Genomic DNA, 26746 nt, shown 5'->3' with positions numbered 1-26746 from the left:
TCTGTGGCCCTTGAAACCCTGTCCTGCGAATATGCTCCACCATTGGACACGGCACAGGAGCTTATCCGTGGTGGTACCGGTATTTTCAAGCAGCAGGCCAGCTGCCCCTTCAATGCATTTGCCATCCACCGCCTTGGTGCCAGACAACCACCGGATCCTTCTCCAGGCCTGTCCGCCATGGAACGGGGCAACCTGGTTCATGGGTGTCTCGAGCTGCTCTGGGCCAGACTGGAGAATCAGGCCCGGCTAGTGGCTATGGATGAGCAAGCGCTTCATCAGCTTGTGGACGAGGTAACCCAGTCTGCCGTTCGGGAATTCCAAAAGAACCAACGGGACTTGTTTGGCCCGGTATTTACAACGTTGGAACAGCAACGACTGCGTAAGTTATTACTGTCATGGCTAGATGTGGAAAAAACCCGTCAGCCATTTGCAGTGGCTGGCATGGAAAAACGTATGGATACAGAATTCGCCGGCTTACCCCTGAGAATGACCATCGATCGTATCGATACGCTGGATTCTGGAGAACGAATTATTATCGATTATAAAACCGGCTCAGCTTCCACTCGGCGCTGGCTTGGTGAGCGCCCGGAAGAACCTCAACTTCCCCTTTACCTGTTATGCAGTGAAACACCTGTCGCCGCAGTGTGCTTTGCCCAAATCAACAGCAGTGAGCAGAAGTTCCTGGGTTATACCAACAGTGAAGGTCTGTTACCTGGTGTCATTCCCCCCAGGGGAAAAAATAGCGAGCCTGACAGCTGGGAGCAACTACTTGAACAGTGGCAACAGTCGCTCAATCAACTGGGTGAAGAGTTCAAACAGGGTTACGCCGCCGTGGAGTTTCACCATCCTCAAAGCCGACAGTTTTCGGCTGCTCTCGAACCACTAAATCGCGCTGCAGAAATGACGACGTCTAGTGATGGGGAAAACGACGAATGACGATATCTGACGCCGAACAGCGCCGAATTGCGTTAGACCCTAACCGCTCCTTTGCGGTAGCTGCTCCGGCCGGTTCGGGTAAAACAGAACTGCTCACCCAGCGCGTGCTTCGCCTGTTATCCACCGTTGATGCCCCGGAAGAAATTTTATGTATGACATTTACCCGCAAAGCTGCAGGGGAAATGCGTCAGAGAATCATTCGAGCCCTCCAGCAGGCGGACCAGCAGGTAACGGACACCAGTGAACATCAGCGTGTCACGCTCGAACTGGCCCGCACGGCTCTGGATAGGGATAAGGCACTGGGTTGGCAGCTCTTACAGACTCCGAACAGGCTGAGAATTCTCACCATCGACGGTTTCTGCCTCAATCTCGCGAGACAGCTTCCTGCCGACAGTGGCTTTGGCGACCAGGTGGAACCGTTGGACAACCCCCTTCCCCACTATCGGCAGGTTATCGCTGAGCTGCTGTTACCGGCGCTGGAACAACAGTCCCTGCTGGGAACCGCCGTAGGCACGCTGCTGCGTCATCTGGACAACGATCTCAATAAACTGGAGCAGCTCTTGGTAGAGCTGTTGCAAAAACGTGAACAATGGATCAGCCCGTTGCTGAGTGCCAGGGATGCGAAGGCCTATCTGGAACAGAATCTGCAAGTCGCCATCTACGAAGTTTTGTCCAGCGCGCACAGAAAGCTCGTCCCTTTTGGCAGTGAATTGGCCTCGTTGGCGGATTTCGCGGCCTCACAACTACCAAAGGAAAAGCAGCAGTCAAAAATTGCCTCATGCCTGGGTATGACAGCCCTTCCCGAAGGCAATGGGGATCGTCTTGAGCAGTGGCTTGGTCTCTGTGAATTACTGCTGACCACCAGTAATCAGTGGCGTCTTAGCCTGAATAAGAACGTAGGCTTTCCGACAGATGTTGACGGCGATAAATCACTGGCAAAAGCCCGTAAGGATCGCATGAAGGCTTTGCTATCGGAATTAAGGGAGATCCCCGGCCTGCAGGACACCCTTGAGGACGTGCGTTTCCTGCCCTATCACACCTACCCTGATAACCAGTGGCAGGCTCTCGATGCCCTGTGCCAGCTGCTTCCGACCCTGGCTGCGGCATTAAGCCTGCACTTTCAACAAATCAAAGCCTGTGATTTCACTGAAATCACACTGGCGGCATTAAGAGCGTTAGGCAGTGAAGACGATCCCTCGCAGCTGGCTCTCAGGCTTGATTACCAGATTAAGCATATCCTGACCGACGAATTTCAGGACACCTCCACCGCCCAGTTTGAGATACTTAAACAGTTGACCGCAGGCTGGCAGTCCAATGATGGGCACAGCTTGTTCATCGTCGGTGATGCCATGCAATCCCTGTATGGTTTTCGCAATGCCAATGTAGGGCTGTTTCTGGAGGCCCGCACCCAGCCCATCGGGCAAATCCAACTCGAACCATTGGATCTCACTGTCAACTTTCGCTCACAGGCGGGCATTATCCAATGGATCAACGAGCACTTTCCCGCGGTATTTCCCGCGGAAGAAAATATCGCTCGCGGTGCTGTCCCCTACAGTCCAGCCACTGCGTTTCACGAGGCGATGTCAGGGTCTGCCGTGACCCTGGAAGCCTTTCTGGACTACCCGGACCGCGAGGCGGAAGCACAACGTGTGGTCGAACTGGTGACCGAAGCCAAGGGTGAAAACCCCGATGGTTCCATCGCCATACTGGTACGCAACCGCACTCACCTCCCGGAAATTCTCAGTGCACTGCGCCAAGCTGGCCATAGCTGGCAGACTTCGGACATTGATCCCCTGGCCAGCTGCATGCCGGTTATTGACTTGATGTCACTGACACGAGCGCTGTTATCACCGGCTGATCGCATCGCATGGCTTTCCATACTGCGCGCGCCCTGGTGTGGCCTCGATCACCATGATCTGCTCCATCTGGCCACCACCATCAAAGGGCGGTCAGAACAGAAAGGCTTTCCCTTGCTGTTATCCCAACTGCAATCGAGCGCAGTTCTGGAGCAATTGTCGACGGCTGGCAGAACCATCATGCAACGTGTGGCACCTGTGCTTGTAGAAGCCTGGCACCAACGGCAACGCAAACCCCTACGCTGCTGGATTGAAGGGACCTGGGAGGCCTTGGGTGGTCCCGTCGCACTCAGCTCGGTCACAGAGCTGGAGCAATGCCAACAATATCTGGACCTTCTGGAAACCCACGACCATGCCGGCACCGTGCCGGACTGGCAGACCTTTGAACGGGATGTTCAGGCGTTATACGCCACACCAGACGAGAATGCGGATCCGCACCTGCATGTCATGACCATTCACAAGGCCAAAGGGCTTGAGTTCGACACCGTGATTATTCCCGGACTCAATCGCAAGCCCCGCAATGAGGACCCTCAGCTGCTGCTGTGGCAGGAACGGGTCAGCAAACAGGGTGGCAGTCAGTTGCTAATCGCCCCAACGGCGGAAATTGGGCAGGATAAAGATAGCCTCTATCTTCATCTCGACCGGGAACGCAAACTCAAAACCCGACAGGAGATCGCTCGTGTGCTTTATGTGGGTATGACACGTGCCATCAAGCGCCTGCACCTGTTATGCACCATGAAAACAAACGACGAGCCGGTTAAAAACAGCCTGTTAGGCAGCCTCTGGCCAGCGATAGCGGACGACTTTACGTCTCGGTCCGAGTCTATGCGGTGGTATCAGTACCAAGGAGACAACGACGCCAGAAAGCCGCTGGCATTAAAACTGACCACGCTTAAACGCCTTCCTCCCAGCTGGACTCCACCGATTCCCACTCTTCCTCAAGGGGATAATCTACACGGTGATACCCCATCAGCGTCACTGACGAGTTCCGCCTCGCAGGTGAAAAATGATCACACCGCTCGACACACGGGAACAGTGCTCCATCGAATACTTCACCAAATCACGCTGGAAGGTATCGAACGCTGGTCTGCACAAACTGTGGCAGAAAGGCAGCCGTTCTGGGATATCCAGCTGCGACAATTGGGACTGTGCGATACCCGAAGTGCGCTGTCTATTCTCCAGCGGGCCGTCATTAATTGCATCGAAGATAAGAACTCGCACTGGATATTCGATCACAGCCATCCACAAAGCGCCTGCGAGTACGCCCTCGGTTATCAGGACCATAAGGGGAATTTTCGCACTGCCGTTATCGACAGAACCTTTATCCGCAAGGGATCACGCTGGATTATCGACTACAAAACAGCGCAACCGCATGAAGGACAAACCGAAGCAGAATTTCTACAACACCAGCAAGAACAATACGGGGAACAGCTAAGCCGCTATGCCCAGTTATTAGAGGGGAGCGATGATTTTCCCATTCAATGCGCCCTGTATTTCCCCCTGATACAAAAACTACACATCTGTCCGGGATAGCATGATTCTGTCAATAAAGGCAAAATCGCTGTCCACTGCCACGATTCAGGCAAATTCATGTAGAATGCCCGGCCGAACTGGAACAAAACGATTTATCTGGTAACCCAATGACTAAAGCTGTTGAAAATATCAACATCCTGTCCCAGGACGTGTTGATCACACCCCGCGACCTGAAAAAGGAACTGCCTATTTCGGACGCGGCGCGCAAAACCATTACCGAAGGACGCCTCACCATTCAGAACATTCTGGATCGCAAGGACCCTCGTCTTCTGGTGGTAGTTGGTCCCTGCTCCATCCACGATGTGGACGCTGCCAAAGATTATGCAAACCGTTTGAAGAAACTGGCAGATGAAGTCAGTGAGACGCTATTTATCGTCATGCGTGTCTATTTCGAGAAACCCCGTACCACCACCGGTTGGAAAGGTTTGATTAACGACCCCTACCTGAACGACTCCTTCAAAATCTCTGAAGGCCTTCACGTGGGACGTCAGCTGTTGCTGGATATTGCTGAAATCGGTCTGCCCACTGCCACAGAAGCACTGGACCCCATCTCTCCTCAGTACATGCAGGATCTGATCTCCTGGTCAGCCATTGGCGCCCGCACCACGGAATCCCAGACACACCGTGAAATGGCATCTGGCTTGTCTTCTGCAGTCGGCTTCAAAAACGGCACCGATGGCAGCCTCACTGTCGCCATGAATGCGCTGAAATCTGTGGCTAGCCCGCACCGGTTTTTGGGAATCAACTCTGAAGGTTCAGTGGCAATTATTACCACGGCGGGCAACCCATACGCTCACGTGGTGCTTCGTGGCGGTGACGGCAAACCCAATTACGATTCGGTCAGTGTCAGTCTGGCTGAGCAGGAACTTGAAAAAACCGGTATCCCCGTCAACATCATGGTGGACTGCAGCCACGCCAACTCCAACAAAAACCACGAGCTACAACCGCTGGTGATGGAAAATGTCACTAATCAGATTATCGAAGGCAACAAGTCTATTATTGGCCTGATGATCGAAAGCAACCTGAAGCCAGGCAATCAGAAGATTCCAGCCGATCTTAAAGAGCTGGAATATGGGGTATCGATCACCGATGCCTGCATTGGTTGGGAGGCTACCGAGCAGTCACTGAAGGAAATGAATGAGAAATTGAGGGATGTACTCCCCAACCGCTGAGTGTTGAAAGTATAAAAAAAGGGCCTTACGGCCCTTTTTTTATATGTCTGATTACTTTCAATGTTAGCTCTTCGATCAATCACCAAACACCGGAGAAAGTCCGGTATCGATCACTTGCTGCAACACTTCCGGAGACGCGCCGGATTTACACAAGGAGCGAAGACCTGCGGTCAAACCAATCAGGTAGTCCGCCAGGGATTCCGCACTCTTCTCCCGCTTGATGAACCCGGCCTGCTGCGCCTCAGTCAATCGGGCAACGAACAGCTGTTTAATCCATTCAATCGCTTCAACTGCCTTGTTCGCTAACTTGGGCTCCGTCTTGTTGAGTTCATTGATAGTATTAAAAAACAGGCAGCCATTGGCCAGCTGATCCTTATCTTCATATTCTATGAAAACTTTCTGATAAAAACCTGTAATAGCGCCCTTGGGATCATCTTGCTTTGCCAGAGAACAACTGAAGAGTTCACGGCGCAGCATATCCATGTAGTGGTCAAGAACTTCAATGTACAAGTTGCTTTTACCGCCAAAAGCGGCGTACAGACTGCCACGGTTCATTTCCATAGCATCGAGCAGTTTGCTAATGGAGCTGGATTCGTAACCATGGGACCAGAACAGGTCAAGGGCCCTGTCCAGTACCTGGTTTCTATCAAACTCGGGTTGACGCGGCATCTGTTCTCCCGGCGGTTTAGACGGTTTTTTTATTATTTGCAGACAGTTGCTGAGTGTATACCCCTCGTCAGGCGGCTGTCTAATATCTCAGATATACGACTGACTGCGGTCAGAATGGTCGGTTACGTCTCTAACCCCTTTCAGCTCGGGAATTTTCTCCAACATGGTTTTCTCGACACCTTCTTTCAATGTCACATCTACCATGCCACACCCCTGACAGCCACCGCCAAAACGCAGTATGGCAATATCGTCCACCACCTCTTCCAGGGTGATCATGCCACCGTGAGCGGCCAATCCCGGGTTGATTTCATCGTAAAGCAGGTAGTTGATCTTGTCTTCAACCGGGCTATCGTCATTCACTTGCGGCATACGGGAGTTCGGAGCACGAATGGTCAACTGGCCACCAAATTTGTCATCGGCATAATCCACCTTGGCATCCACCAGAAAAGGCAGACTGCGATGCTCAAAGTAGACTTTGAAACTTGTCAGTTCCATCACCTCATCGTCCTCTTTTTCCTCGCCTGGACGGCAGTAGGCAATACAGGTTTCTGCCTTCGGCGTGCCAGGGTCAGTAACGAACATACGAATCCCAATACCTTCGCAATCCTGCTTGGCAAGAAGGCCACCAAGATACTGCTGAGCGGATTCGGTAATAGTGATATTGAGCATGAAAACAACCTGATTGATATACCCGACTAATTTAGTCATGTATTCTAGCAGTGTTGAGTATGCACCACAATCATTCAAACGGGTTTTATCCTGCTGAAGAGCCGACTCTTCCCTCAGCAACACGTTGAAACTCTGTTAGAATGCGCCCCTTTCTTTACCAGATGTCAGATGGAAAACGCCTTGAATAATCGACAGACCCGCATTGATGCCCTCTACGAAGCCGCTCGTCAACGAATCCTGATTCTGGATGGCGGCATGGGTACCATGATTCAGTCTCATCGTTTCAGTGAGGCCGATTATCGCGGCGAGCGTTTTGCAGACTGGCATCAGGATGTAGCGGGCAACAATGACCTGTTATCACTGACACAGCCAGATGCGATTGAGGCCATTCACCGCGCCTATCTGGATGCTGGCGCTGATATTGTGGAGACCAACACGTTCAACTCCACGACAGTATCCATGGCCGATTACGGTATGGAATCGCTGGTTCGCGAACTCAACGAAGCGGGAGCACGTGTCGCAAGACAGGCCTGTGATAGCATCGCCACCTCGGATCGACCCCGTTGGGTTGCCGGCGTACTCGGCCCCACCAGCCGCACGTTATCTATTTCTCCGGACGTCAATGATCCCGGCGCACGAAACACCAGCTTTGACGAACTGGTGGAAACCTATAACGAGGCCACAGAGGGGCTGATTGCAGGTGGTGCTGATCTCATCCTGATTGAAACCATTTTTGACACACTGAATGCCAAAGCCGCCATTTTTGCCGTTCAGGGAACCTTCGAAAAACTGGGCGTGACCCTCCCGGTTATGATCTCCGGCACGATAACCGATGCCAGCGGGCGCACTCTGTCGGGGCAAACTCCGGAAGCCTTCTGGAATTCTTTGTCACACGCAAAACCTTTTTCCATTGGCCTGAATTGTGCGCTGGGTGCTAAAGAACTGCGCCCCCACATTGAAGAGTTATCACGGGTTGCCGACACACTCGTCAGTGCTCACCCCAATGCCGGGTTGCCTAATGAGTTCGGCGAATACGATGAAAGCGCCGAGGAAATGGCGGCCATTGTGACCGAATTTGCCCAGAGTGGTCTGGTTAACATTATTGGTGGCTGCTGTGGAACCACTCCTGCACATATCCGAGCGATCGCTGAGTCCGTCGCCAAATTCCCGGTTCGCGACATCCCCCAAATTGCCCCCGCCTGCCGGCTCTCAGGCCTCGAACCATTCAACATCACCGCTGACTCACTGTTTGTGAACGTGGGCGAGCGCTGCAATGTGACCGGCTCTGCCCGCTTTAAACGGTTGGTACTCGAGGGTGATTACAATACTGCCCTCGATGTCGCTCGCCAGCAGGTGGAGGATGGTGCCCAGATCATTGATATCAACATGGACGAAGGCATGCTGGATGCCATCGAGGCGATGACAACCTTTCTCAAACTGGTTGCCACCGAGCCGGATATTTCTCGCATCCCCCTGATGATCGACTCCTCCAAGTGGCATGTGATTGAGGCTGGCCTGAAGTGGGCCCAGGGCAAGTGTGTAGTCAACTCCATCAGCCTCAAGGAAGGCGAAGCATCGTTCATTGAGCAGGCAAAACTCTGTCTGCGCTATGGTGCTGCGGTAGTGGTCATGGCCTTTGATGAAGAGGGCCAGGCGGACAACCTGGCCAGACGTCAGCAAATTTGCCAAAGAAGCTATGACATTCTGGTCAACCAGGTGGGCTTTGCACCTAACGACATCATTTTTGACCCCAATGTGTTCGCCGTCGCCACCGGTATCGATGAACACAACAATTATGCGGTTGACTTTATTGATGCCTCACGCTGGATAACCGCCAACCTACCTGGCGCTCTGATTTCCGGCGGAATCAGTAATGTCTCGTTCTCGTTCCGCGGTAACAACCCCGTGCGAGAAGCCATCCATTCTGTCTTCCTGTATCACGCCATCCATGCCGGTTTGCGTATGGGAATCGTGAATGCAGGTCAGCTAGCCGTGTACAGCGACCTGCCTGCAGAACTGCGCGACAGAGTTGAAGACGTCATCCTTAACCGCCATACCGATGCCACCGAGAACCTGCTTAATATCGCCGAGAAATACCGGGGTGATGGAACCGAAGAGAAAAAAGAAGACCTGGAATGGCGTTCATGGCCAGTTGCCAAACGACTGGAACATGCTCTGGTGAAAGGGATTACCGGCTTTATCGAAGAGGATACTGAAGCCGCACGACAGGAGGCTGACCGTCCTTTGCATGTCATTGAAGGTCCACTGATGGACGGTATGAATGTGGTCGGCGACCTCTTTCAGGAAGGTAAAATGTTCCTGCCCCAGGTGGTCAAATCCGCGCGGGTCATGAAACAGGCCGTTGCTTACCTGCAACCCTATATTGAAGCGGAGAAGGAAGAAGGGGCTGAAGCCAATGGAAAAATCCTGATGGCGACGGTCAAAGGCGATGTCCACGATATTGGTAAAAATATTGTCGGTGTGGTCCTGCGCTGCAATAACTACGAGGTGATTGATCTCGGAGTTATGGTGCCCGCGGAAAAAATCATTCAAACAGCAAAGGAAGAGGCCGTTGACATTATTGGCCTCTCCGGGCTGATTACCCCCTCACTGGACGAGATGGTACACATCGCCAGTGAACTGGAACGGCAGCAACTCGACTTTCCGCTATTAATTGGTGGGGCGACAACCTCCAAAGCGCATACGGCTGTCAAGATCGACCCCAAGTTCAAGCGTAATCAGACAATCTACGTCCCGGATGCCTCTCGCGCTGTGGGTGTCGCCAGCAAGCTGCTGAGTAAAGACCTGCGGGATGCGTTCGTCACCGATATCCAACTTGAATACGAGCAGGTCCGCCAGCGAACAGCCAACCGCAAACCCAAGGGAACCACACTCCCCTATACGGAAGCCCGCAAAGCAGGACTCACCACAGATTGGGCAAGCTACACGCCTGTAAAACCTTCGGTCTTGGGGCTGCAAATACTGAATGATTATCCGTTGGAAAAGCTAGTTGAAGTCATTGATTGGACTCCCTTTTTTATCACCTGGGGACTAGCAGGCAAGTACCCGAAAATTCTTGATGATGAAAAAGTGGGCGAAGCCGCCAGAAACCTGTTTAGTGACGCACAAACCATGCTCGCCAAGTTGCTCGATGAGCATCGATTGAAAGCCCAGGGGGTTTTTGCCCTCTGGCCAGCAAATACAGTAAACGGCGATGATATTGAAATTTATAGTGACGATTCTCGAACCGAGGTGCTCGGCACCCTGCACCAGATCCGGCAGCAGGTCCGCAAGCTCGGTGCTGGGGACGAATTACTGTCGCTGGCCGATTACATTGCCCCGAAAGCAAGTGGCGTGGCGGATTATATCGGTGCATTTGCCGTCACCGCTGGTATCGGGGCTGACGAGCTGGCTAACGAATACGAATCCCAAGGTGATGACTACAGCAGCATCATGGTCAAGGCCCTGGCAGACCGCTTGGCAGAAGCGTTTGCAGAACATCTGCACGAGCGGGTACGCAAGGAATTCTGGGGCTATGCCCCCGATGAAAACCTGGATGCCGAGGCACTAATTAGGGAACACTATCGGGGTATACGCCCTGCTCCCGGTTACCCCGCCTGCCCGGATCACAGTGAAAAAGACACGCTGTTCCGGTTACTGGAAGTCACCGACAAAACCGCCATTTCCCTCACAGAAAGTTTTGCCATGCTGCCTGCTGCCTCGGTGAGCGGACTGTACTTCTCTCACCCGCAGGCAAAATATTTCAATACGGGTAAAATACAGAAGGATCAGTTGGAAAGCTTGGCGGAGCGAAAACAGGTCTCCGTGGAACAGATGAAACGCTGGCTTAGTCCGATCTTGGAAGATTGACATGAATAAACCCGACCCCGACAACGAGAAGAAACCCGGTTTTTGGCAAATTGTTTTCAGTACAATGGCTGCCTTTTTCGGTGTTCAGAGCAATAAAAACCGCGAGCGCGATTTTAAACACGGGAACATATACGCCTATGTGGCCTCCGGGTTAATTTTCACCGTGATATTTATTTTCTGCGTGATTACAGTCGTCAAGATGGTGTTGAGTAGTCGGGGTATGTAAACACCGAAAATAAGCGTCCAGGAGAAGATGTTAAGCGGCAGTAGCAAAAATCAGACACAAAAAAAGGCGGCCAATGGCCGCCTTTTTTAATGCAGCAGTTACTGATTGCTCAACCAGAAAATCACTGTCGCTACAAATAAACAGACAGTTGCAATAGCTGCAATGGCATCAGCACAGCTGTCGCCATCATTTTTTTCTGCTTCCATAACTGCATCAACTTGATTGTTCATAGTTCTTGTACCTCCAGGCTGGGACGAACGGCGGGCGCATTGTAGCAACATCACTAAACGATGTCCCTATTATCGTGGTGAATCCTTTATTACCCAACGCAACCTGGTTAGAGAGAAAAAGTTTTTCAAATCCGTGGGCGCTGCCGCTATTATCCACATCCGACTGACAGACCGCGCGTTAACCTGTAGAATTCGCGGCTTTCTGCCACCTGGCACAGGAGAAATTACAGACACTATGTACCGTTATACTGAACACGATCAGAAAATTATCGAGGAGCGCGTTGCCCAGTTCCGGGGGCAAACATCACGCTACCTGTCTGGGGAATTGGCTGACGAAGAGTTCCTGCCACTGCGCCTGCAAAATGGACTTTACATCCAGCGCCTGGCACCCATGCTGAGGGTTGCTGTTCCCTATGGCCTACTCAATGCCGGGCAATTTCGCAAACTGGCGCACGTCGCCCGCCATTACGACAAGGGCTACTGCCATTTCACAACCCGCCAGAACATTCAGTTCAACTGGCCACAGCTTGAAGAAGTGCCGGACATTCTGGCCGAGCTTGCGGAAGTACAGATGCATGCTGTACAGACCAGCGGTAACTGTATTCGCAATATAACTTCCGACCAGTATGCCGGTGTGGCTGAGGATGAAATCGAAGATCCCCGCCCCTGGTGTGAAATTCTGCGTCAGTGGTCAACCTTCCACCCGGAATTCGCGTACCTGCCGCGCAAGTTCAAAATTGCCGTGAGCGGCTCAGAAAGCGACCGCGCAGCCATCCTTGTTCACGATATCGGCCTGCAGCTGTTGCGTAACGATGAAGGCGAATTGGGTTTCAAGGTGTATGTCGGTGGTGGTCTAGGCCGTACCCCGGTAATCGGTAGTGTCATTCGCGAATTCCTTCCCTGGCAGCACATTCTTGGCTACCTGGATGCCATCGTGCGTGTCTATAACCGCTATGGTAATCGTGCTAATAAATACAAGGCGCGGATCAAGATTCTGGTACGCGCCTGGACCCCCGAAGTCTTTGCCGAAAAGGTTGAAGCTGAGTGGTCTCACATTAAGGATGGCCCCTGCACACTCACACAGGAAGAAGTGGACCGGGTGAAACAATACTTCACTCTCCCGGATTACCAGGTTCTGGATGACGCCACCGAAGAGGCAGCACTGCAAGCCCTGAGTGCCGACAACATAGCCTTCGCGAAATGGCTGGAACGCAACACGCTGAAACATCGTGTCGCCGGTTACAGTATTGTCCACCTGTCACTGAAGCCGACTGGCGTTGCACCTGGTGACGTGACCGACAGCCAATTGGAAGCCATTGCCGACCTCGCCGACAAATATTCCTTCGGTGAGATTCGCGCCACCCACAACCAGAATCTGGTGTTGGCCGATGTCAGAAAATCCGACCTCCATGCCCTGTGGCAGGAAGCCAAATCTGGCGGTTTCGCCACACCCAATATCGGCACACTGACTGACCTGATCTGCTGCCCCGGCGGTGATTTCTGTTCCCTGGCGAATGCAAAATCCATCCCGGTTGCAGAAGCCATTCAACGCCGCTTCGACGACATGGATTACGTCTATGATCTCGGAGATCTGAGTCTCAATATTTCCGGCTGTATGAACGCCTGTGGACACCACCATGTCGGCAATATCGGTATTCTGGGCGTCGACAAAAAGGGTGAGGAGTTCTATCAGGTCCAACTGGGCGGCTCCTCCGAGAATGACGCCGCGCTCGGCAACGTTCTGGGACCCTCATTTGGCCGCGAAGAAATGCCTGACATCATCAGTCGAATTCTTGATGTCTATATCAATAACCGCCTGGGTGATGAGCTGTTTATTGACACTTATCGCCGCATCGGCCTCGACCCATTTAAGGAGAGCGTCTATGCCAAAAATCATTAATAAAGACAAAATTGTTGACGACAAGTGGGTAGTTTTGCCCAAAAACTATTCCGGCAATCTGCCAGAGAACCAATTGTCCCTGGCACCCATGAAGTATTGGCTCGAAAACAAGGAGTCCATCCGAATAGCCGTATTGGGGCTGTGGATCGACAGTGATGAAGATGTGGAAGCGCTAGGGGAAGACGCCAACCAATTCCCATTGATTGCTGTAAATTTCCCCTCATTTACTGACGGTCGCGGATTTTCTACCGCCAGACTGCTTAGAGAGCGCTTTGGTTACAATGGCCAATTGCGCGCCATAGGCAACCCCAATCGCGACCAGCTTTTCTACCTGAAGCGCTGCGGTTTTGATTCATTCGTCTTGCCAGAAGATACGGACCTGGAAGCTGCTTTGGAGTCGCTGAAGGATTTCAGCGTCACCTATCAAAACGCTGCAGACCAGCCTAACCCTCACTTCCGGCGCGATCAGTAAGTGAATAGCCGGTTGCATACTGCAACCGGCACTTGCTGCCCCTCCACCCGTACCTCACAATAGGGGTTGTGGAGTACCCCTATGAATGAAGCCGTTTTTCAGTCGTTCTTCCTGATATTCACCGGCGCTGCCATTATTGCCTCTTTGGCCATTTATGGTCGGCAGCCCCTGCTTGTAGCCTACATCGCTCTGGGTGCACTGATCGGTCCTTACGGACTTGGTTGGGTACAGGATGTCCACCTGCTGTCTGAAATCTCCGAAATCGGCATTATTTTTCTGCTATTTCTGTTGGGCCTGGATCTTCAGCCTCAATCGCTGATGACCGCGCTCAGAAAAGTCACCGTAGTGACTCTGATTAGCTCCGCACTCTTCGCTGCTGCCGGTTATCTGATCGCCCACCTGTTTGGCTTCAACTCTACCGAATGTCTGATTATCGGTGCGGCAATGATGTTTTCCAGCACCATTATTGGTATCAAGCTGCTACCAACCACCATTCTTCACCACCGTCATATCGGTGACATGATGATCGGCTTACTGCTGATGCAGGATTTTCTGGCAATCTTTGTATTACTGGTCCTGCTCAGTGGTGAAGGTGGACAGATTAATGTCATGCAGATCGGCTTCACCCTATTAGCGCTGCCGCTACTGATCCTGTTTGCCTGGGCCTTTGTCCGCTGGGTCTTACTGAAACTGATCGCCAAATTCGATCGGATGGGCGAATATATTTTTCTGCTCGCCATCGGCTGGTGTATGGGTTTGTCGGAGCTCGCTGAAGTCGTAGGACTGTCGCGAGAAATCGGCGCATTCCTCGCGGGCATCACCCTCGCCTCCAGCCCAATCTCCCAACACATTGCCCTGACACTGAAACCTCTCAGGGATTTTTTCCTGATCATGTTTTTCTTTTCCCTGGGCGCGGGATTCAATCTTGGGCTGTTACCGGAAATTGCCTTGGCATCTGTGGCACTTGGCGGGACGATGCTGATTCTGAAACCGGCGATTTTCCGTTTCCTGCTGGGTCGGCAGAGCGAAAAGAAGGTATTGGCCTGGGATATTGGCTTTCGCCTCGGACAGATCAGTGAATTTTCGTTATTGATTGCCTATGTGGCTTTCAACGCCTCTCTGATCAGTGTTCAGGCATCTCACCTGATACAGGCTGCCGCGATTCTGACCTTCCTGCTGTCGAGTTATATCGTGATATTCAACTTCCCGAATCCGATCGCAGTCAGCGAACGATTGCGGCGAAACTAACATGTGGCGGTCGGCCTTCTTCAGCCGTTATCAACGATTAATATTAACCAGATAACGGCCTTCTTTGGCAGAGGCTGTTCCACACAGTCCTCTCCCAGCAAATTGACGTTGCGCAAAATAAACGAATGTCCGTCAGGAAAAAAACTGCTGTTTCCGGGTCCTATCCAGCCAACGCATTAAAAAACTATCTGCGCGACTCTCAGCCGCTAGGCCAAATTTTTCTGGCAGACTTTTATGATAGACGAACTTGACCTGGAAGATGTCCGCCTCGGCTGAGCGTTCGACGAGATAGGTATCGCTGGTTTTGAGTTCATCCACCAGTGATTTATCAAGGGCATGGCAGCCAAGCCATACTTTCCCTGTAGAGATTTCATTAATATCAACAGCTTGTCTGTGATTTTTCACAAAGTCTTTAAAAATGTTGTGGATTTCTTCCAGGTCCTCAATAAATTTATCCCGGCCCTCTTCTGTATTTTCCCCGAACATCGTCAGGGTGCGTTTGTAATCACCAGCAGTATGCAGCTCCACATCGACATCGTGTTTTTTCAACAGGCGATTAAAATTTGGTAGCTGTGCCACAACGCCGATAGAGCCGATCATGGCAAAGGGCGCGGCAAGGATTTTGTTGGCGACACAGGCCATCATATAACCCCCGCTGGCCGCCACCTTATCAACACATACAGTGAGCGGAATATTCTGCTGACGAATCCTGTCCAACTGGCTGGCGGCAAGACCATAGCTATGCACCATGCCACCACCACTTTCCAGGCGAACAACTACCTCATCTTCCGGTTTTGCCTGGGTAAGAATGGCCGTAATTTCCTGGCGTAGACTAGCCACAGCCGACGCACGCATGTCTCCCTTGAAATCCAGCAGAAAAACCCTGCTTCTGATTTCCGAGTTGGTTTTTTTATCTTTGTCCGATTTCTTTTTTTCCTTGTGCCACAACTTACGCTTTCCCGGCGGGAGGGTAGCCAGCTGTATTACATTACTCATCTGCTCATACGTCTCATTTAGTTGCTCGACCTCAAGCTCACCCTCGGCATGTTTGCGGGCGCGATTGCTCAGGCCGATGGCAATACCTATCACCACAACCAGGGAAATAATGAGAGTAATGGCCTTCGCCAGAAACAATCCATATTGCAGCAAATAATCCAACGTCAGTTCCCCTTACATCATAATTTTTCAATTAAAGCTCATTGGGTCAGGCCACCAAAACAGTTGACGGCATCACCAGAAAGTTATTGTATGTTACCTATGACTGTTAACCATATCCTATATCTGTTGGCAGTCCTATCGCACATCCCCTTTATTCATGCCGTACGGGATGGCTCTCCCGGCTGGATAGTCACAGCCTTAGGTGGTGCTCTCGAAAGCTCACCCACACTATCCATCCAGCGCCTCGACGCATGAGACGTTAACGCTCGACTTTTACTGATGCGTTTTGCTATCTGACTATAAACGTCAGCTTCACGACCAGAAGACCCGTTTGTTGTATTACTTCGGAATGATCAACCAAATTGCGGGCGGTATTCATTTGAGCAAGACCATCTCCATCAATCAGCCAACCTGATTGAGAGCACTTAAATCAAAAGTTCAATCTCAAAAAGTGGTGATGACGATGTCAAAAGTAATTATTTCCTGTGCAGTCACGGGTTCCATACATACCCCTTCCATGTCGCCCTACCTGCCGGTAACACCCGAGGAAATTGCTGAATCTGCCCTGGGTGCCGCTGAAGCAGGCGCCGCTATCGTTCACCTGCACGCCAGGGACCCTGTGGATGGACGGCCGGTACATACCCCTGAAGATTTCGCCCCGTTTCTTAAGGCAATCAAAAGCCGCTCGGATGTCGTAGTAAACATAACCACCGGCGCATCCCCCTTCATGCCCGTTGAATACCGCGTTAAACCCGCTGAGCATTGGCAACCAGAGGTCGCCAGTCTAAATATGGGGTCGATGAACTTTGCCCTATTTCCCATGTTAAAACGCTTCAAAGAGTTTGAGCATGATTGGGAGCCGGAAATGCTCGAGGGCTCCCACGACCTGGTATTTCGTAACAGCTTTAAAGATATTCGCTACGCGCTGGATACACTTAACAAAACCGGAACCCGCTACGAATTCGAGTGTTACGACACCAGCCACCTCTACAATCTCCAGTACTTCTATCAAGAAGGCATTGTTAAGGCTCCCTTGTTTATTCAAACCTGTTTTGGCTTGCTCGGTGGCATTGGCGCACATCCCGAGGATGTCATGCATATGAAGCGAACTGCGGATCGTCTCTTTGGGGATCATTACCGCTGGTCAGTGTTGGCTGCCGGTTCCAATCAAATGCGCGTGGCAGCCATGGCAGCCTCCATGGGGGCAATGTTCGGGTAGGACTTGAAGACTCGCTGTGGTTACGTCGTGGAGAATTGGCTAAAACCAATGCCGAACAGGTCTATCAGGTGCGTAAAACCATTGAAGGACTGGGGCTGGAAGTCGCAACTCCAGACGAGGCTCGAGCTATTCTTGAATTGAAAGGTAAAGAGAAGGTGGCATTCTAACCACCTCCTCAAAAAGGCCGTGATTTCGGGTTGTTCTCTCTAGAAAAAAGGCGATGACAGATTATCGCCATGTCGACACGGCCTGTTTCGCCTCGGGATTGACGGGGCGAGCCAACATGCCACCAAAAGCCAGTTTGACTTCATAGACAGCACCATCGGCCATGGGCAAAAAGGTGGCGCTGCCATATTGCGCGTCAATCCACCGTCCCAGACCCGGGAATTTTTTGAGTAGCATCCATGTGTCAAAGTCGGTGGGTGGTTCAACCAGCTGGTGTGCACTGGCCGGTTCCTCAAGCTGTTGGCGGATATCGGCATAACGGCCACTTAAGCGATCGAGGCGATACAGCGATTTGAAGCCAAGGCTGGCCAGAGTCGGATGCCATTTCACTATGCGCGCATCCAGCTGCCACTGATCGCCGCTCAGGTGATAGCGGTATTGCTCCCCGTTACTTTCCACCAGAATGACACGGTAGCGCTGGGACTGCAGCTTCTGAAACTGCATGGTGACCACAGCCTGCTCGTCCAGCAGGGATCGATAGCTGTGCAGGTCATATCCAGCTAAAAATAATACCGCGCTACCCGCTAACAGTAGCAAGCCCAATGCGGAGCGCAGAACAGCCGCCAGCATACCCTGCCCGATCAACGCCTTGAGCCCAAGCAACAGTAACAGAATGGCACCAACCATAATGATCGAGATGGGAAGTGACATGATCAACTCTCCGCTTCTCGACAGGTGGCGACAAAATGGCGGATAAGTTGGCCTGATAACGTATTTTCATCCGGGTGAGGAGGCAAATCACGGTAATGCCACCAGTCCGCTGCGACGATCTCTTCACCATCTACCTGAATCTCACCGCGCAGGTAGTCGGCGTGAAAGCCCAGCATTAATTGTCCGGGAAACGGCCAGGGTTGGCTGGCAAAATAGGTCAGGTTGGAAACCCGAATACCGACTTCTTCCATCACTTCACGATGCAACGCCTGCTCGACGGTTTCCCCCGGTTCAATGAAACCGGCCAGCGCGCTGTAATAGCGCCCTTCCCAGCGGGCACTGCTCGCCAACAGGCAATACTCGCCACGACGGATCACCACAATGACACAGGGGGACAAGCGCGGATAGAAGCGCTCCTCGCAGGTACCGCAGGAACGGGAGCGATCTTCGGGAATAACAGTAGTCGCCCGGCCGCAGCGACCGCAATAACGGTGCTGCTTATCCCACTGCACGATCTGACAAGCTCTACCCGCCAATTGAAAACGGGTTTCATCCAGATCGCCCAGCAAAGAACGAAGCGCAACAAAAGACATCCCGGAGGGCAGCTCGGCAGTGGATGCATCCACTACATAACAGGGTTGCCCGTCGAACACGCCCAGTAAATGTTTTGTCCCGTTGAGTGATGGGGCGAGAAACTCCGAGAGGAAAACGTCCCCTGAGCTCTCTGTAGCGCAGGCAACCTGTTGTCCATTAACGGCAATTAGCAGCGGGGTTTTATGGATACCCTCAGGCAGAGAGGAACAAGGTACAAAGTGGTGTTCTGAATTACCCATCAGCGCTGGTGTTAGGCTGCTTCCAGAGTCAACAAGCATTCTTCAGCCACACTGAGCACTGCGTCGTCAAAATTGCGGTTCCAGCGACGGTTTTGCAAGTAATACTCGAGGCTGACAATGGCGTCAGCAAACACTTCCATCGTCGAGGCCAGCGTCACGGTTCCGCCGGAAGTAACGCAGCGATTAAGAATCTCCAGGCAGCGCCGGGCAACATTCTCGGCACGGGTGAGCTCCAGCATACCCATCGGCCCGAGAATCAGTTTGAAATTATCCAGCAGCGGTTCGGCGACTTCATCACCGGCTATACCATCACAGTAATCTGCTGTCATCTGCATGACCACTGACAGGTGATCATTGGCTTCCTGAAGCGCCCTTCTCTCTGCATGTTCAACAATATTGTTTTCCACGACCTGTTTGAGGCTGCGTGTGTTCACCTTGGCAATGCGGGATTCCGAAGGCGCTTGGGACTGTAACTCCGTCAGGATACAGTCCAGGTACAGCAACGTATCGGCCAGTTGCTCATAGAGCTGCATGGGCAATTGACCGCCCTGCAGGCTTTCAATACCGGCAACATGAACCTGGCATCGTTGACTGGCAAGTTTCAGGTGGCTCTGTTCGCATAACTCGCCCAGCAGACTAAGCCCGGCTACCAGCTCTTCACAACGTTCCGCTGGATCCGCGTCTGACGTCATACCTTCATCAAGTTGCTGCCGGAGCTGATCAACTTGCTCGGCGATTGCCTCCAGCAATACACCGAGGGGCTTATCGCTATCCCCCGTGAAGCTGTTCCGGCTCTCCGCAATTTCCTGACTGGTTATGCCGGGCGAAGTAACACCCAGCTTGTTCGCCAGTTTCTTGGCACCGTCACTCTGCAATCCGGACAGGGCGAAAAAAGCCAGCGCTCTTTGCTGGATATCCAGCGGATAAAACGCGCTCGCATCACGGTTCTCTTCCATAACACGCAACTGCTTTTCCACACTCATCAGTGTTTTGAGCAGGCTCTGCTCAAAACCCAGTGTGCCACGATGCATCGCACTGAGAATTTCAAACAACAGGGACCAATAATCGCGCTCGGCAGGTTCAGTGAGTGTCTTGCGCAACCGGTGTACGCCGTGGGCCATAACCTTGATAGCAGCCTTGCGATTTACTCCCCGGAAGGCGTGTACCAAACCTTGCTGAAACAGACGTCTTACCGAAGCAACGACCTGCCGCTCATCCTCGGTTCGCAGCGAAACATTGAGCAGTGGTAAATTTTCCGGTGTGCAATCACGTACTGCATCTCTTTCGTCCATCACTGGCTTACCAGCCACGGCACGCAATTCGTTGATCTCCGGAAGCAACAACATCAAGTTGTCCTGCTTGAGATTTGCCAGTTGCTGCAGGTAGGCAGAAAAGCTTTGCAACGCAGCGTAAACAGCCTTGGCTTCATAGGAGCCAGATGCCAGTTGAACCGGGGTATCCGCCAGCTCTGAAACCGCCTGCATAAAAGCAGTGGCGCTGGGCAACTCCAGAACTTTCAAAGCCCCTGAAAGAGCCGTAAGGTGTCCCTTAAACTTCTCCAAATCGACGCGGTCAGCGGCATCTTCAAGCAATTGCATCAGGGCGAGCACTTCTTTTTCAAGCTCTTCCTGCACCATCGCAATAACTTGGGGATTTATTGGATACATTAACGCATTCACCCTTTATAATTGCAGGCCGAAAGTTTACAAAACCACGAGGCCCGGGATAGTTTTTTCGTCACCAGATGGTCTCCGATAATAACACCATTAGCTCCCTGCGTTTGAGCCCGAGATAGACCAAACAAATAAAAAGGAACCCTTCATGTCCCAATCCATGTTCCAGGCATTCACGAAAAACTTTCTTGGCAATTCCCCAGACTGGTACAAATACACCATTTTGGGCTTTCTGGCTATTAACCCTGTTCTGGTTTTTACCGTTGGCCCTTTTGTGACCGGCTGGCTGCTGATTATCGAGTTCATTTTTACGTTGGCAATGGCGCTTAAGTGCTATCCGCTGCAGCCCGGTGGCTTGCTCGCTATTGAAGCCATTTTCCTGGGACTGGCCCAACCTGAAACCGTTTACCATGAAGCCATTGGAAATTTTGAAGTTATCCTTCTTCTGATGTTTATGGTGGCAGGCATCTATTTCATGCGCGATCTGCTGCTGTTTACCTTCACTAAAATTTTGATCGGTGTACGATCCAAAGCTGTTCTGTCACTGCTTTTCTGTATCACAGGCGCCTTTTTATCTGCTTTTCTCGACGCATTGACTGTGACCGCTGTATTGATCAGTGTCGCCGTTGGCTTCTATTCCGTTTATCACAAGGTTGCTTCCGGTAAGGAAGTACACCATGACCACGACCATTCCAGCGACGTATCCGTGATGGAATATCACCGGGAAGACCTGGAAGGATTTCGTTCTTTTTTGCGCAGCTTAATCATGCACGGTGTGGTGGGAACGGCACTGGGTGGTGTCTGCACCCTGGTGGGTGAACCCCAGAATTTGCTGATTGCCGAAAAGGCCGGCTGGAGCTTTATCCACTTTTTCCTCGTCATGGCACCAGTCACCATGCCAGTTCTGGTCTGTGGGTTACTGACTTGCTTGCTGCTGGAGAAAACTGGCATTTTTGGTTATGGCGCAGTTATTCCAACAAACGTCCGCACCGTTCTCGAGGAATTCAATGTTGAGGAATCCAAAAAGCTGACCAACAGGCACCGTGCGACCCTTATTGTACAAGCCCTGGTGGCCATTTTTCTGGTGGTTGGTCTGGCATTGCATTTGGCGGCCGTGGGACTGATCGGCCTGACCGTTATTGTGTTGCTAACCGCCTTTAATGGTGTCACAGAAGAACACCAGATTGGCCACGCATTTGAAGAGGCGCTTCCCTTCACCGCACTACTGGTGGTGTTTTTTGCTGTCGTCGCAGTGATTCATGAACAGCATCTGTTCTCACCGATTATTAACGCGGTGCTCGCCATGGACCAGAGCATTCAGCCGGTGATGTTCTTTATCGCCAACGGTGTACTATCCATGATCAGTGACAACGTGTTTGTAGCTACGGTATACATCAACGAAGTGAAGGCTGTATTTGAAGCAGGAAAAATCAGTCGCGAACAGTTTGATCTGCTGGCTATTGCCATCAACACCGGTACAAACCTGCCCAGTGTTGCCACCCCGAACGGTCAGGCTGCATTTCTGTTCCTGTTAACTTCAGCGCTGGCCCCACTGATTCGTTTGTCATACGGACGCATGGTAATTATGGCACTGCCTTACACCATCGTACTTTCCGGTGTTGGCATTATCAGTGTTGTTTTTATTCTTTAAGTTATAAGGCTAGTCCTTAGACAACCAAAGACACGCGCCACTGGCCTGCTCAATGCGGGCCAGTTGTGCATTGTGGGCTTCGATTTCCTCATCAGAGGCTTTGATCACTTTGAGCGGCTTCCGATCAGCTGACAACCGTCTGATCGCTTCTCCCCCTGACACACCGCCACGGGCACCGTGACCTCCAAACCCGAGATCCACTTGACCGCCGGTCATCATCAGATAGACGTCAGCAAGAATCTCGGCATCTAACAATGCGCCGTGCAGATCCCGCTGTGAGTTGTCCACATCGTAACGTTTGCAGAGTGCGTCCAGATTGTTCTTCTGACCGGGATGCCGTTGGCGGGCCATCACCAGGGTATCGACCACGGAACAGTAATCGAGGGTTTTACCATAGCCTTTCAGCTTGGCAAATTCGTGATCGATAAAACCGACATCAAAGGGCGCATTGTGGATTACCAGCTCGGCACCCTCGATGAATGCCAGAAAGTCTTCGGCGATGGCTTCAAACAGGGGTTTGTCGGCGAGAAACTCGTTGCTGATGCCATGCACTTCCAGCGCGCCATCATCGACTTCCCGTTGGGGGTTGATATACTGGTGGTAGTGACGGCCGGTGAGACGACGATTGATTACTTCGACACAGCCGATCTCGATAATGCGGTGGTCCTGTGTAGTTTCCAGACCGGTAGTTTCAGTATCCAGAACAACCTGGCGCATATGATTACCTTTGGGTAGTGTTTGCTGTTATCCATTAACGGGGAGTTCATCAATCCCCCGGTTGGCCAGTTGATCTGCCAGTTCGTTTTCACGGTGGCCGCTATGTCCCTTGACCCAGTGCCATTCAACCTCATGCCTGGCTACTTCCTCGTCAAGCTTTTGCCACAAGTCGACATTTTTTACCGGTTTCTTGGCAGCGGTTTTCCAGCCACGTTTTTTCCAGTTCTCCAGCCAACTGGTTATGCCCTGCCGTACATACTCGGAATCCGTCGTCAGGCTCACCTTACAGGGCTGAGTCAGCGCTGCCAGTGATTCTATGGCTGCCGTCAGCTCCATACGGTTGTTGGTCGTCATGGCCTCACCACCATAGAGTTCCTTCTCATGCCCTCCGTAGCGAAGCAACGCACCCCATCCGCCTGGGCCGGGATTTCCACGACAAGCGCCATCTGTAAAAACTTCTACTTCTTTCAATCTACTTTCTTCCTGTGTGGGGACTTTCTCATAGCAGACTTCTCAATACCCGGCACCAGCGGCGCACTGATTGAGCGCCACAGTCGAGAGCCCGCCGGTGTCAGCCTCGCGGTATATTTTCTTGCACGCACAATATAAAAAGCGCCCCAGGGCAGCCGAAGCCTCTGACCGGCCCGCTCCAGTGGACCGGGTTCCTGACAACTGTCACCACACCCCAGAGGCCAACTGAAACATCCGGATACGGCTTTCTCAGGTTGCAGATTGAGTAGCCGTAACCAATCCAGCAGACGTCGGTTGCGCAGGCTATGGTGTCGCCAGCCCAGGTGGTTTGAAAAGAGTCTGGCCGGCCACTTGGCGATTCCAAACAGGCTGATCGGATTCAACACGACCAAGATCACTTGGCCGCCGGGAGTCAGTACTCTGGCGACCTCACTCAACACCTCATGGGGATATTGCGAAAATTCCAGTGCATGGTGCAACAGAACCGTATCAATGGTCTCGGAAGGCAACGGCAACGCATCAAAATCAGCGACGGCGCCAGCATTGCCAGTACCGGAGGGTGAGGCACTGATACAGAAACTATGTAAATGGTGATAATCATCACCCAACAGGCGACAGGCTCCCGCACCCAGGTAGAGCATCCGGTGGGCCTCAGTGGAGGGCATTAATTGCTCGAGTGCCTGCTGTTCCCGACGAAGTAACAATTCACCCTGACGGGTATGGAACCAGCTATCCAGCGCCTGTTGCGAATCGGCCAGCGGCAACACAGCATGGCGAAGGTCCAGATATTCAACTATCCCCTTGAACCACTCCTGTAATCGCATTCAGAAACCCGGATTAACCTTTTCGACCCTGTTGTTTATTATGGGTAATATGTTGCCCGAAAACTACCGGATCAATCCATGTCATTAATCATTGAGCGTATTGCCGCCTTTAGCGACAACTATTTTTGGCTGTTTCATCAGGCTGACAGCCAGCTTGCCTGTGTGGTGGATCCGGGCGATGCCGCACCGGTTGAAGCCGCACTTAAAGAACACCGACTGACTCTGAATGGGATTCTGGTAACACATCATCACCCTGACCATATCGGCGGCATCAGGGAATTACTCCAAAATCATCCAGTGCCCGTCTACGGCCCGGGCAGCATCGAAGAGATCACGCACCCGGTAGCTGATCAAGACCACCTAACCATCGAGGGCACCCTGTTTGAGGTAATCGCCGTTCCCGGGCACACCTTGGACCACATTGCATTTTTTGCCCCTGAGGAATCCCTTGTTTTCTGCGGAGACACACTGTTTGCTGGAGGTTGCGGCAGATTATTTGAGGGAACACCGAAACAGATGTGGCAGTCCCTGCAAAAATTAATCGCTCTACCCCCATCAACCCGCATTTTCTGTGCTCATGAATACACCCAGGCAAATCTGCGCTTTGCCCAAGCGGTTGAACCGGAAAACAAGGCCTTGGCGATAAGAGTAAATGAGGTTGAGACTTTGCGCCGTGCTGGCATGGCAACCGTGCCATCAACCCTGGCCGAGGAAGTGGCGACCAACCCTTTTCTGAGGCCTGAACAGGCTTCTGTCCACTTGGCAGCAGAAGCCCATGAAGGTCACACAATTCAGAGCTCAGATGAGGTATTTCGCGTCATACGACAGTGGAAAGATAACTTTTAGGTTAAGGGATCTACTTCAACCTGAAGGGCGACTGACCGAGACTTTGCTCACAGCGGCAACAACTACTCGATCCCAAAGATTGCAGGCATGGGATCGCACCGTTAGAATTCTTGGCCAACGTGCTGGCTAACAAGAAAACTCCATGCCCCGATATTTCCGAACGACCGTACTAGTAGTTTTGTCGCTTCTCGCTGGCTGTGCACAGCAACCCGTCGAGCAAGCCAAAAACACCTCGCCAAACGCCGTTCCACAGCAAACCGTCCTGACACAATCCCCCAGCAGACCAGCCCTCCAGCAAAAGCCTTCAAAAAAACCGGTAATATTTACCTCCTATGAGACACCGGCCTCTATTGAAATAGAAGAGGATATTTGGCAACGCATCCGCAATGGCATGGTGTTACAGGAGTATTTCGAGCATCCCGGCATTGCCCCACAGGTTGACTGGTACTCCAATAACCAGACTTATTTCGACCGTGTAATGGGCCGCGCCGAAATGTACCTCTATTACATTGTCGAACAATTGGAAAGCCGGGGGATGCCCCTTGAACTGGCGCTGCTACCAGTTGTGGAAAGCGCCTACGACCCATTTGCCTACTCAAACAGTCATGCGTCGGGGCTGTGGCAGTTTATACCGGATACTGGTACCAGGTTTGGCCTGCGCCGTGACTGGTGGTACGACGGACGTCGCGATCCCATCGCTGCAACGGAAGCAGCCATTCAGTACCTCCAGTACCTTTACAATTATTTTGATCAGGACTGGCTTCTCGCTCTAGCCGCTTATAACTGTGGTGAAGGCAATGTTGGACGCGCGATGAAACGAAACCGCAAAGCGGGTAAGCCCACAGACTTCTGGTCTCTTAAACTGCCCCGGGAAACACGCGCCTACGTGCCACAACTTCTGGCTGTCTCACGGGTGGTTTTAACACCCGAAGCGCACCAGATAGCCCTCCCCCACATTGATAATGCACCTTATTTCGATATTGTGGATATCCCCGACCAGCTGGATTTAGCGAAAGCGGCGGAATTAGCCAATTTGAACGAAGCTGAACTGCAACAACTGAATGCCGGCTATAGTCGCCTCGTCACGCATCCAGAGGGACCACACCGCATCCTGTTACCCATTGATCATACCCAGAGCTTCAAGCTGGCCCTGAATAGCACCCCAAGGGAACAGTGGGCACCCATCAAACAACATATTGTAAAGTCCGGAGATACTCTTTCGGAGATTGCCCGAAAAAATCGCGTTACTGTGAACCAACTGCGCAAACAGAACCATCTTAAAAACGACCTGTTGCGGATTGGTCAACGGCTTAAAATTCCTGGTTCCGGCGTGGATACACCCTTGGCAGGATACTCAAGAAGCTACCAGGTTAAGCAGGGAGACAGCCTGTGGAAGATTGCCAGAGATAATAAGGTCAGCGTTAAAGAGCTGGCCAAGTGGAACAACCTGAATATTCGCGAGCCGTTGCGACTAAATCAGGTCTTGAGCCTCTATACCGAGGGAGAGGCGCTGCCAACCAAACAAAAGAAAGTCCGTTACAAGGTACGCCGGGGAGATTCGTTTTACCGGATCGCCCAGGAGTTTGACCTCAGCATCAACGATATCCTGAAATGGAATAATCTGAATACCAAACACCTGCTGAAACCGGGGCAGCAATTAACTCTCTTCGTCGATGTCCTGAGAATATAAGCTACTG

21 protein-coding genes and 1 pseudogene are annotated in these 26746 nt (G+C 52.0%); 12 read left to right on the top strand and 10 right to left on the bottom strand.

Going from position 1 to position 26746, the window contains the following annotated elements; all coding sequences use genetic code 11:
• The 3 genes from ACYZYZ_RS00525 to ACYZYZ_RS00515 form a co-directional block, all read left to right on the top strand.
• On the top strand, positions 1-936 hold a 936-nt coding region (locus ACYZYZ_RS00525; protein ID WP_461482885.1), incomplete at its 5' end, for a PD-(D/E)XK nuclease family protein.
• A complete protein-coding gene (locus tag ACYZYZ_RS00520) occupies positions 933-4325 on the top strand; it encodes a UvrD-helicase domain-containing protein (RefSeq protein WP_461482884.1) in 3393 nt (1130 codons plus the stop codon). The genes ACYZYZ_RS00525 and ACYZYZ_RS00520, both read left to right, overlap by 4 nt.
• A 107-nt stretch (positions 4326-4432) precedes the next feature.
• Positions 4433-5497, top strand: a complete 1065-nt coding sequence (locus ACYZYZ_RS00515) for a 3-deoxy-7-phosphoheptulonate synthase (protein ID WP_461482883.1) — start codon at positions 4433-4435, stop codon at positions 5495-5497.
• Between the two features lie 75 nt (positions 5498-5572).
• Here the strand turns inward: ACYZYZ_RS00515 and ACYZYZ_RS00510 are convergent, their stop codons facing one another.
• Together ACYZYZ_RS00510 and nfuA are read right to left on the bottom strand one after the other, a co-directional pair.
• Positions 5573-6166 (bottom strand): TetR/AcrR family transcriptional regulator, encoded by a 594-nt coding sequence (locus ACYZYZ_RS00510; RefSeq protein ID WP_461482882.1) that lies wholly within the window; start codon positions 6164-6166, stop codon positions 5573-5575.
• A gap of 87 nt (positions 6167-6253) precedes the next feature.
• Positions 6254-6835, bottom strand: a complete 582-nt coding sequence (gene nfuA, locus ACYZYZ_RS00505) for a Fe-S biogenesis protein NfuA (RefSeq protein WP_461482886.1) — start codon at positions 6833-6835, stop codon at positions 6254-6256.
• Between the two features lie 180 nt (positions 6836-7015).
• Between nfuA and metH the strand changes: the two genes are divergently transcribed.
• Positions 7016-10705, top strand: a complete 3690-nt coding sequence (gene metH / locus ACYZYZ_RS00500) for a methionine synthase (RefSeq protein ID WP_461482881.1) — start codon at positions 7016-7018, stop codon at positions 10703-10705.
• Position 10706: 1 nt separating this feature from the next.
• Positions 10707-10931 carry a DUF2970 domain-containing protein gene (locus ACYZYZ_RS00495; protein ID WP_305170840.1) on the top strand — a complete coding sequence of 75 codons (225 nt, stop codon included), beginning with the start codon at positions 10707-10709 and terminating at the stop codon, positions 10929-10931.
• A gap of 98 nt (positions 10932-11029) precedes the next feature.
• Here ACYZYZ_RS00495 and ACYZYZ_RS00490 read toward each other — a convergent pair whose 3' ends face one another.
• Complete coding sequence (locus ACYZYZ_RS00490; protein WP_305170841.1) at positions 11030-11161, bottom strand: hypothetical protein; 132 nt, start codon at positions 11159-11161, stop codon at positions 11030-11032.
• Between the two features lie 235 nt (positions 11162-11396).
• On the opposite strand from ACYZYZ_RS00490, the gene ACYZYZ_RS00485 reads away from it, so the two are divergent.
• The 3 genes from ACYZYZ_RS00485 to ACYZYZ_RS00475 all read left to right on the top strand — a co-directional run bounded on the left by ACYZYZ_RS00485 (position 11397) and on the right by ACYZYZ_RS00475 (position 14781).
• Entirely contained in the window at positions 11397-13061 is a 1665-nt protein-coding gene (locus tag ACYZYZ_RS00485; protein WP_461482880.1) for a nitrite/sulfite reductase, read from the top strand.
• Positions 13045-13533 carry a DUF934 domain-containing protein gene (locus tag ACYZYZ_RS00480; protein WP_461482879.1) on the top strand — a complete coding sequence of 163 codons (489 nt, stop codon included), beginning with the start codon at positions 13045-13047 and terminating at the stop codon, positions 13531-13533. The genes ACYZYZ_RS00485 and ACYZYZ_RS00480 overlap by 17 nt, the downstream gene beginning before the upstream one ends.
• An 81-nt stretch (positions 13534-13614) precedes the next feature.
• A complete protein-coding gene (locus ACYZYZ_RS00475; protein WP_461482878.1) occupies positions 13615-14781 on the top strand; it encodes a cation:proton antiporter in 1167 nt (388 codons plus the stop codon).
• 132 nt (positions 14782-14913) lie between these two features.
• Here ACYZYZ_RS00475 and sohB read toward each other — a convergent pair whose 3' ends face one another.
• Positions 14914-15939 carry a protease SohB gene (gene sohB, locus ACYZYZ_RS00470; protein WP_461482877.1) on the bottom strand — a complete coding sequence of 342 codons (1026 nt, stop codon included), beginning with the start codon at positions 15937-15939 and terminating at the stop codon, positions 14914-14916.
• A gap of 457 nt (positions 15940-16396) precedes the next feature.
• Between sohB and ACYZYZ_RS00465 the strand changes: the two are divergent.
• A pseudogene (locus tag ACYZYZ_RS00465) lies at positions 16397-17325 on the top strand (beta-keto acid cleavage family enzyme).
• A 61-nt stretch (positions 17326-17386) separates the two neighbouring features.
• On the opposite strand, the gene ACYZYZ_RS00460 reads toward ACYZYZ_RS00465, so the two are convergent.
• The 3 genes from ACYZYZ_RS00460 to ACYZYZ_RS00450 are packed head-to-tail and all read right to left on the bottom strand — an operon-like array spanning position 17387 to position 20534.
• Positions 17387-18034 (bottom strand): cation/multidrug efflux pump, encoded by a 648-nt coding sequence (locus ACYZYZ_RS00460; RefSeq protein WP_305170847.1) that lies wholly within the window; start codon positions 18032-18034, stop codon positions 17387-17389.
• A gap of 2 nt (positions 18035-18036) precedes the next feature.
• Positions 18037-18906, bottom strand: a complete 870-nt coding sequence (gene nudC, locus ACYZYZ_RS00455) for an NAD(+) diphosphatase (protein ID WP_461482876.1) — start codon at positions 18904-18906, stop codon at positions 18037-18039.
• Positions 18879-20534, bottom strand: a complete 1656-nt coding sequence (locus ACYZYZ_RS00450) for a hypothetical protein (protein WP_461482875.1) — start codon at positions 20532-20534, stop codon at positions 18879-18881. The genes nudC and ACYZYZ_RS00450 overlap by 28 nt, the downstream gene beginning before the upstream one ends.
• A gap of 154 nt (positions 20535-20688) precedes the next feature.
• Here ACYZYZ_RS00450 and nhaB point away from each other — a divergent pair, with 154 nt between their 5' ends.
• Positions 20689-22191 (top strand): sodium/proton antiporter NhaB, encoded by a 1503-nt coding sequence (gene nhaB / locus ACYZYZ_RS00445; RefSeq protein WP_461482874.1) that lies wholly within the window; start codon positions 20689-20691, stop codon positions 22189-22191.
• Between the two features lie 9 nt (positions 22192-22200).
• Here the strand turns inward: nhaB and dnaQ are convergent, their stop codons facing one another.
• Genes dnaQ through ACYZYZ_RS00430 form a run of 3 tightly spaced genes read right to left on the bottom strand, consistent with a single transcriptional unit; the run spans position 22201 to position 24203 of the window.
• The gene (gene dnaQ / locus ACYZYZ_RS00440) at positions 22201-22908 is read right to left on the bottom strand and encodes a DNA polymerase III subunit epsilon (RefSeq protein WP_305170851.1); all 708 of its coding nucleotides are present in this window, start codon (positions 22906-22908) and stop codon (positions 22201-22203) included.
• Between the two features lie 27 nt (positions 22909-22935).
• Positions 22936-23379: a ribonuclease HI gene (gene rnhA, locus ACYZYZ_RS00435; protein ID WP_305170852.1), complete on the bottom strand. Its 444-nt coding sequence runs from the start codon at positions 23377-23379 to the stop codon at positions 22936-22938.
• Positions 23376-24203 (bottom strand): methyltransferase domain-containing protein, encoded by an 828-nt coding sequence (locus ACYZYZ_RS00430; RefSeq protein ID WP_461482873.1) that lies wholly within the window; start codon positions 24201-24203, stop codon positions 23376-23378. Before ACYZYZ_RS00430 ends, rnhA begins: the two co-directional genes overlap by 4 nt.
• A gap of 78 nt (positions 24204-24281) precedes the next feature.
• Between ACYZYZ_RS00430 and gloB the strand changes: the two genes are divergently transcribed.
• Both gloB and ACYZYZ_RS00420 read left to right on the top strand, forming a co-directional pair.
• A complete protein-coding gene (gene gloB, locus ACYZYZ_RS00425) occupies positions 24282-25049 on the top strand; it encodes a hydroxyacylglutathione hydrolase (RefSeq protein WP_461482872.1) in 768 nt (255 codons plus the stop codon).
• 142 nt (positions 25050-25191) lie between these two features.
• The gene (locus tag ACYZYZ_RS00420; RefSeq protein WP_461482871.1) at positions 25192-26739 is read left to right on the top strand and encodes a LysM peptidoglycan-binding domain-containing protein; all 1548 of its coding nucleotides are present in this window, start codon (positions 25192-25194) and stop codon (positions 26737-26739) included.
• The last annotated feature ends 7 nt before the right edge of the window (positions 26740-26746 follow it).

Source organism: Porticoccus sp., assembly GCA_023261185.1.
GTDB lineage: Bacteria > Pseudomonadota > Gammaproteobacteria > Pseudomonadales > Porticoccaceae > Porticoccus > Porticoccus litoralis.
The sequence above is the reverse complement of the archived record's forward strand: the minus strand, read 5'-3'. Positions and strand labels throughout refer to the sequence as shown.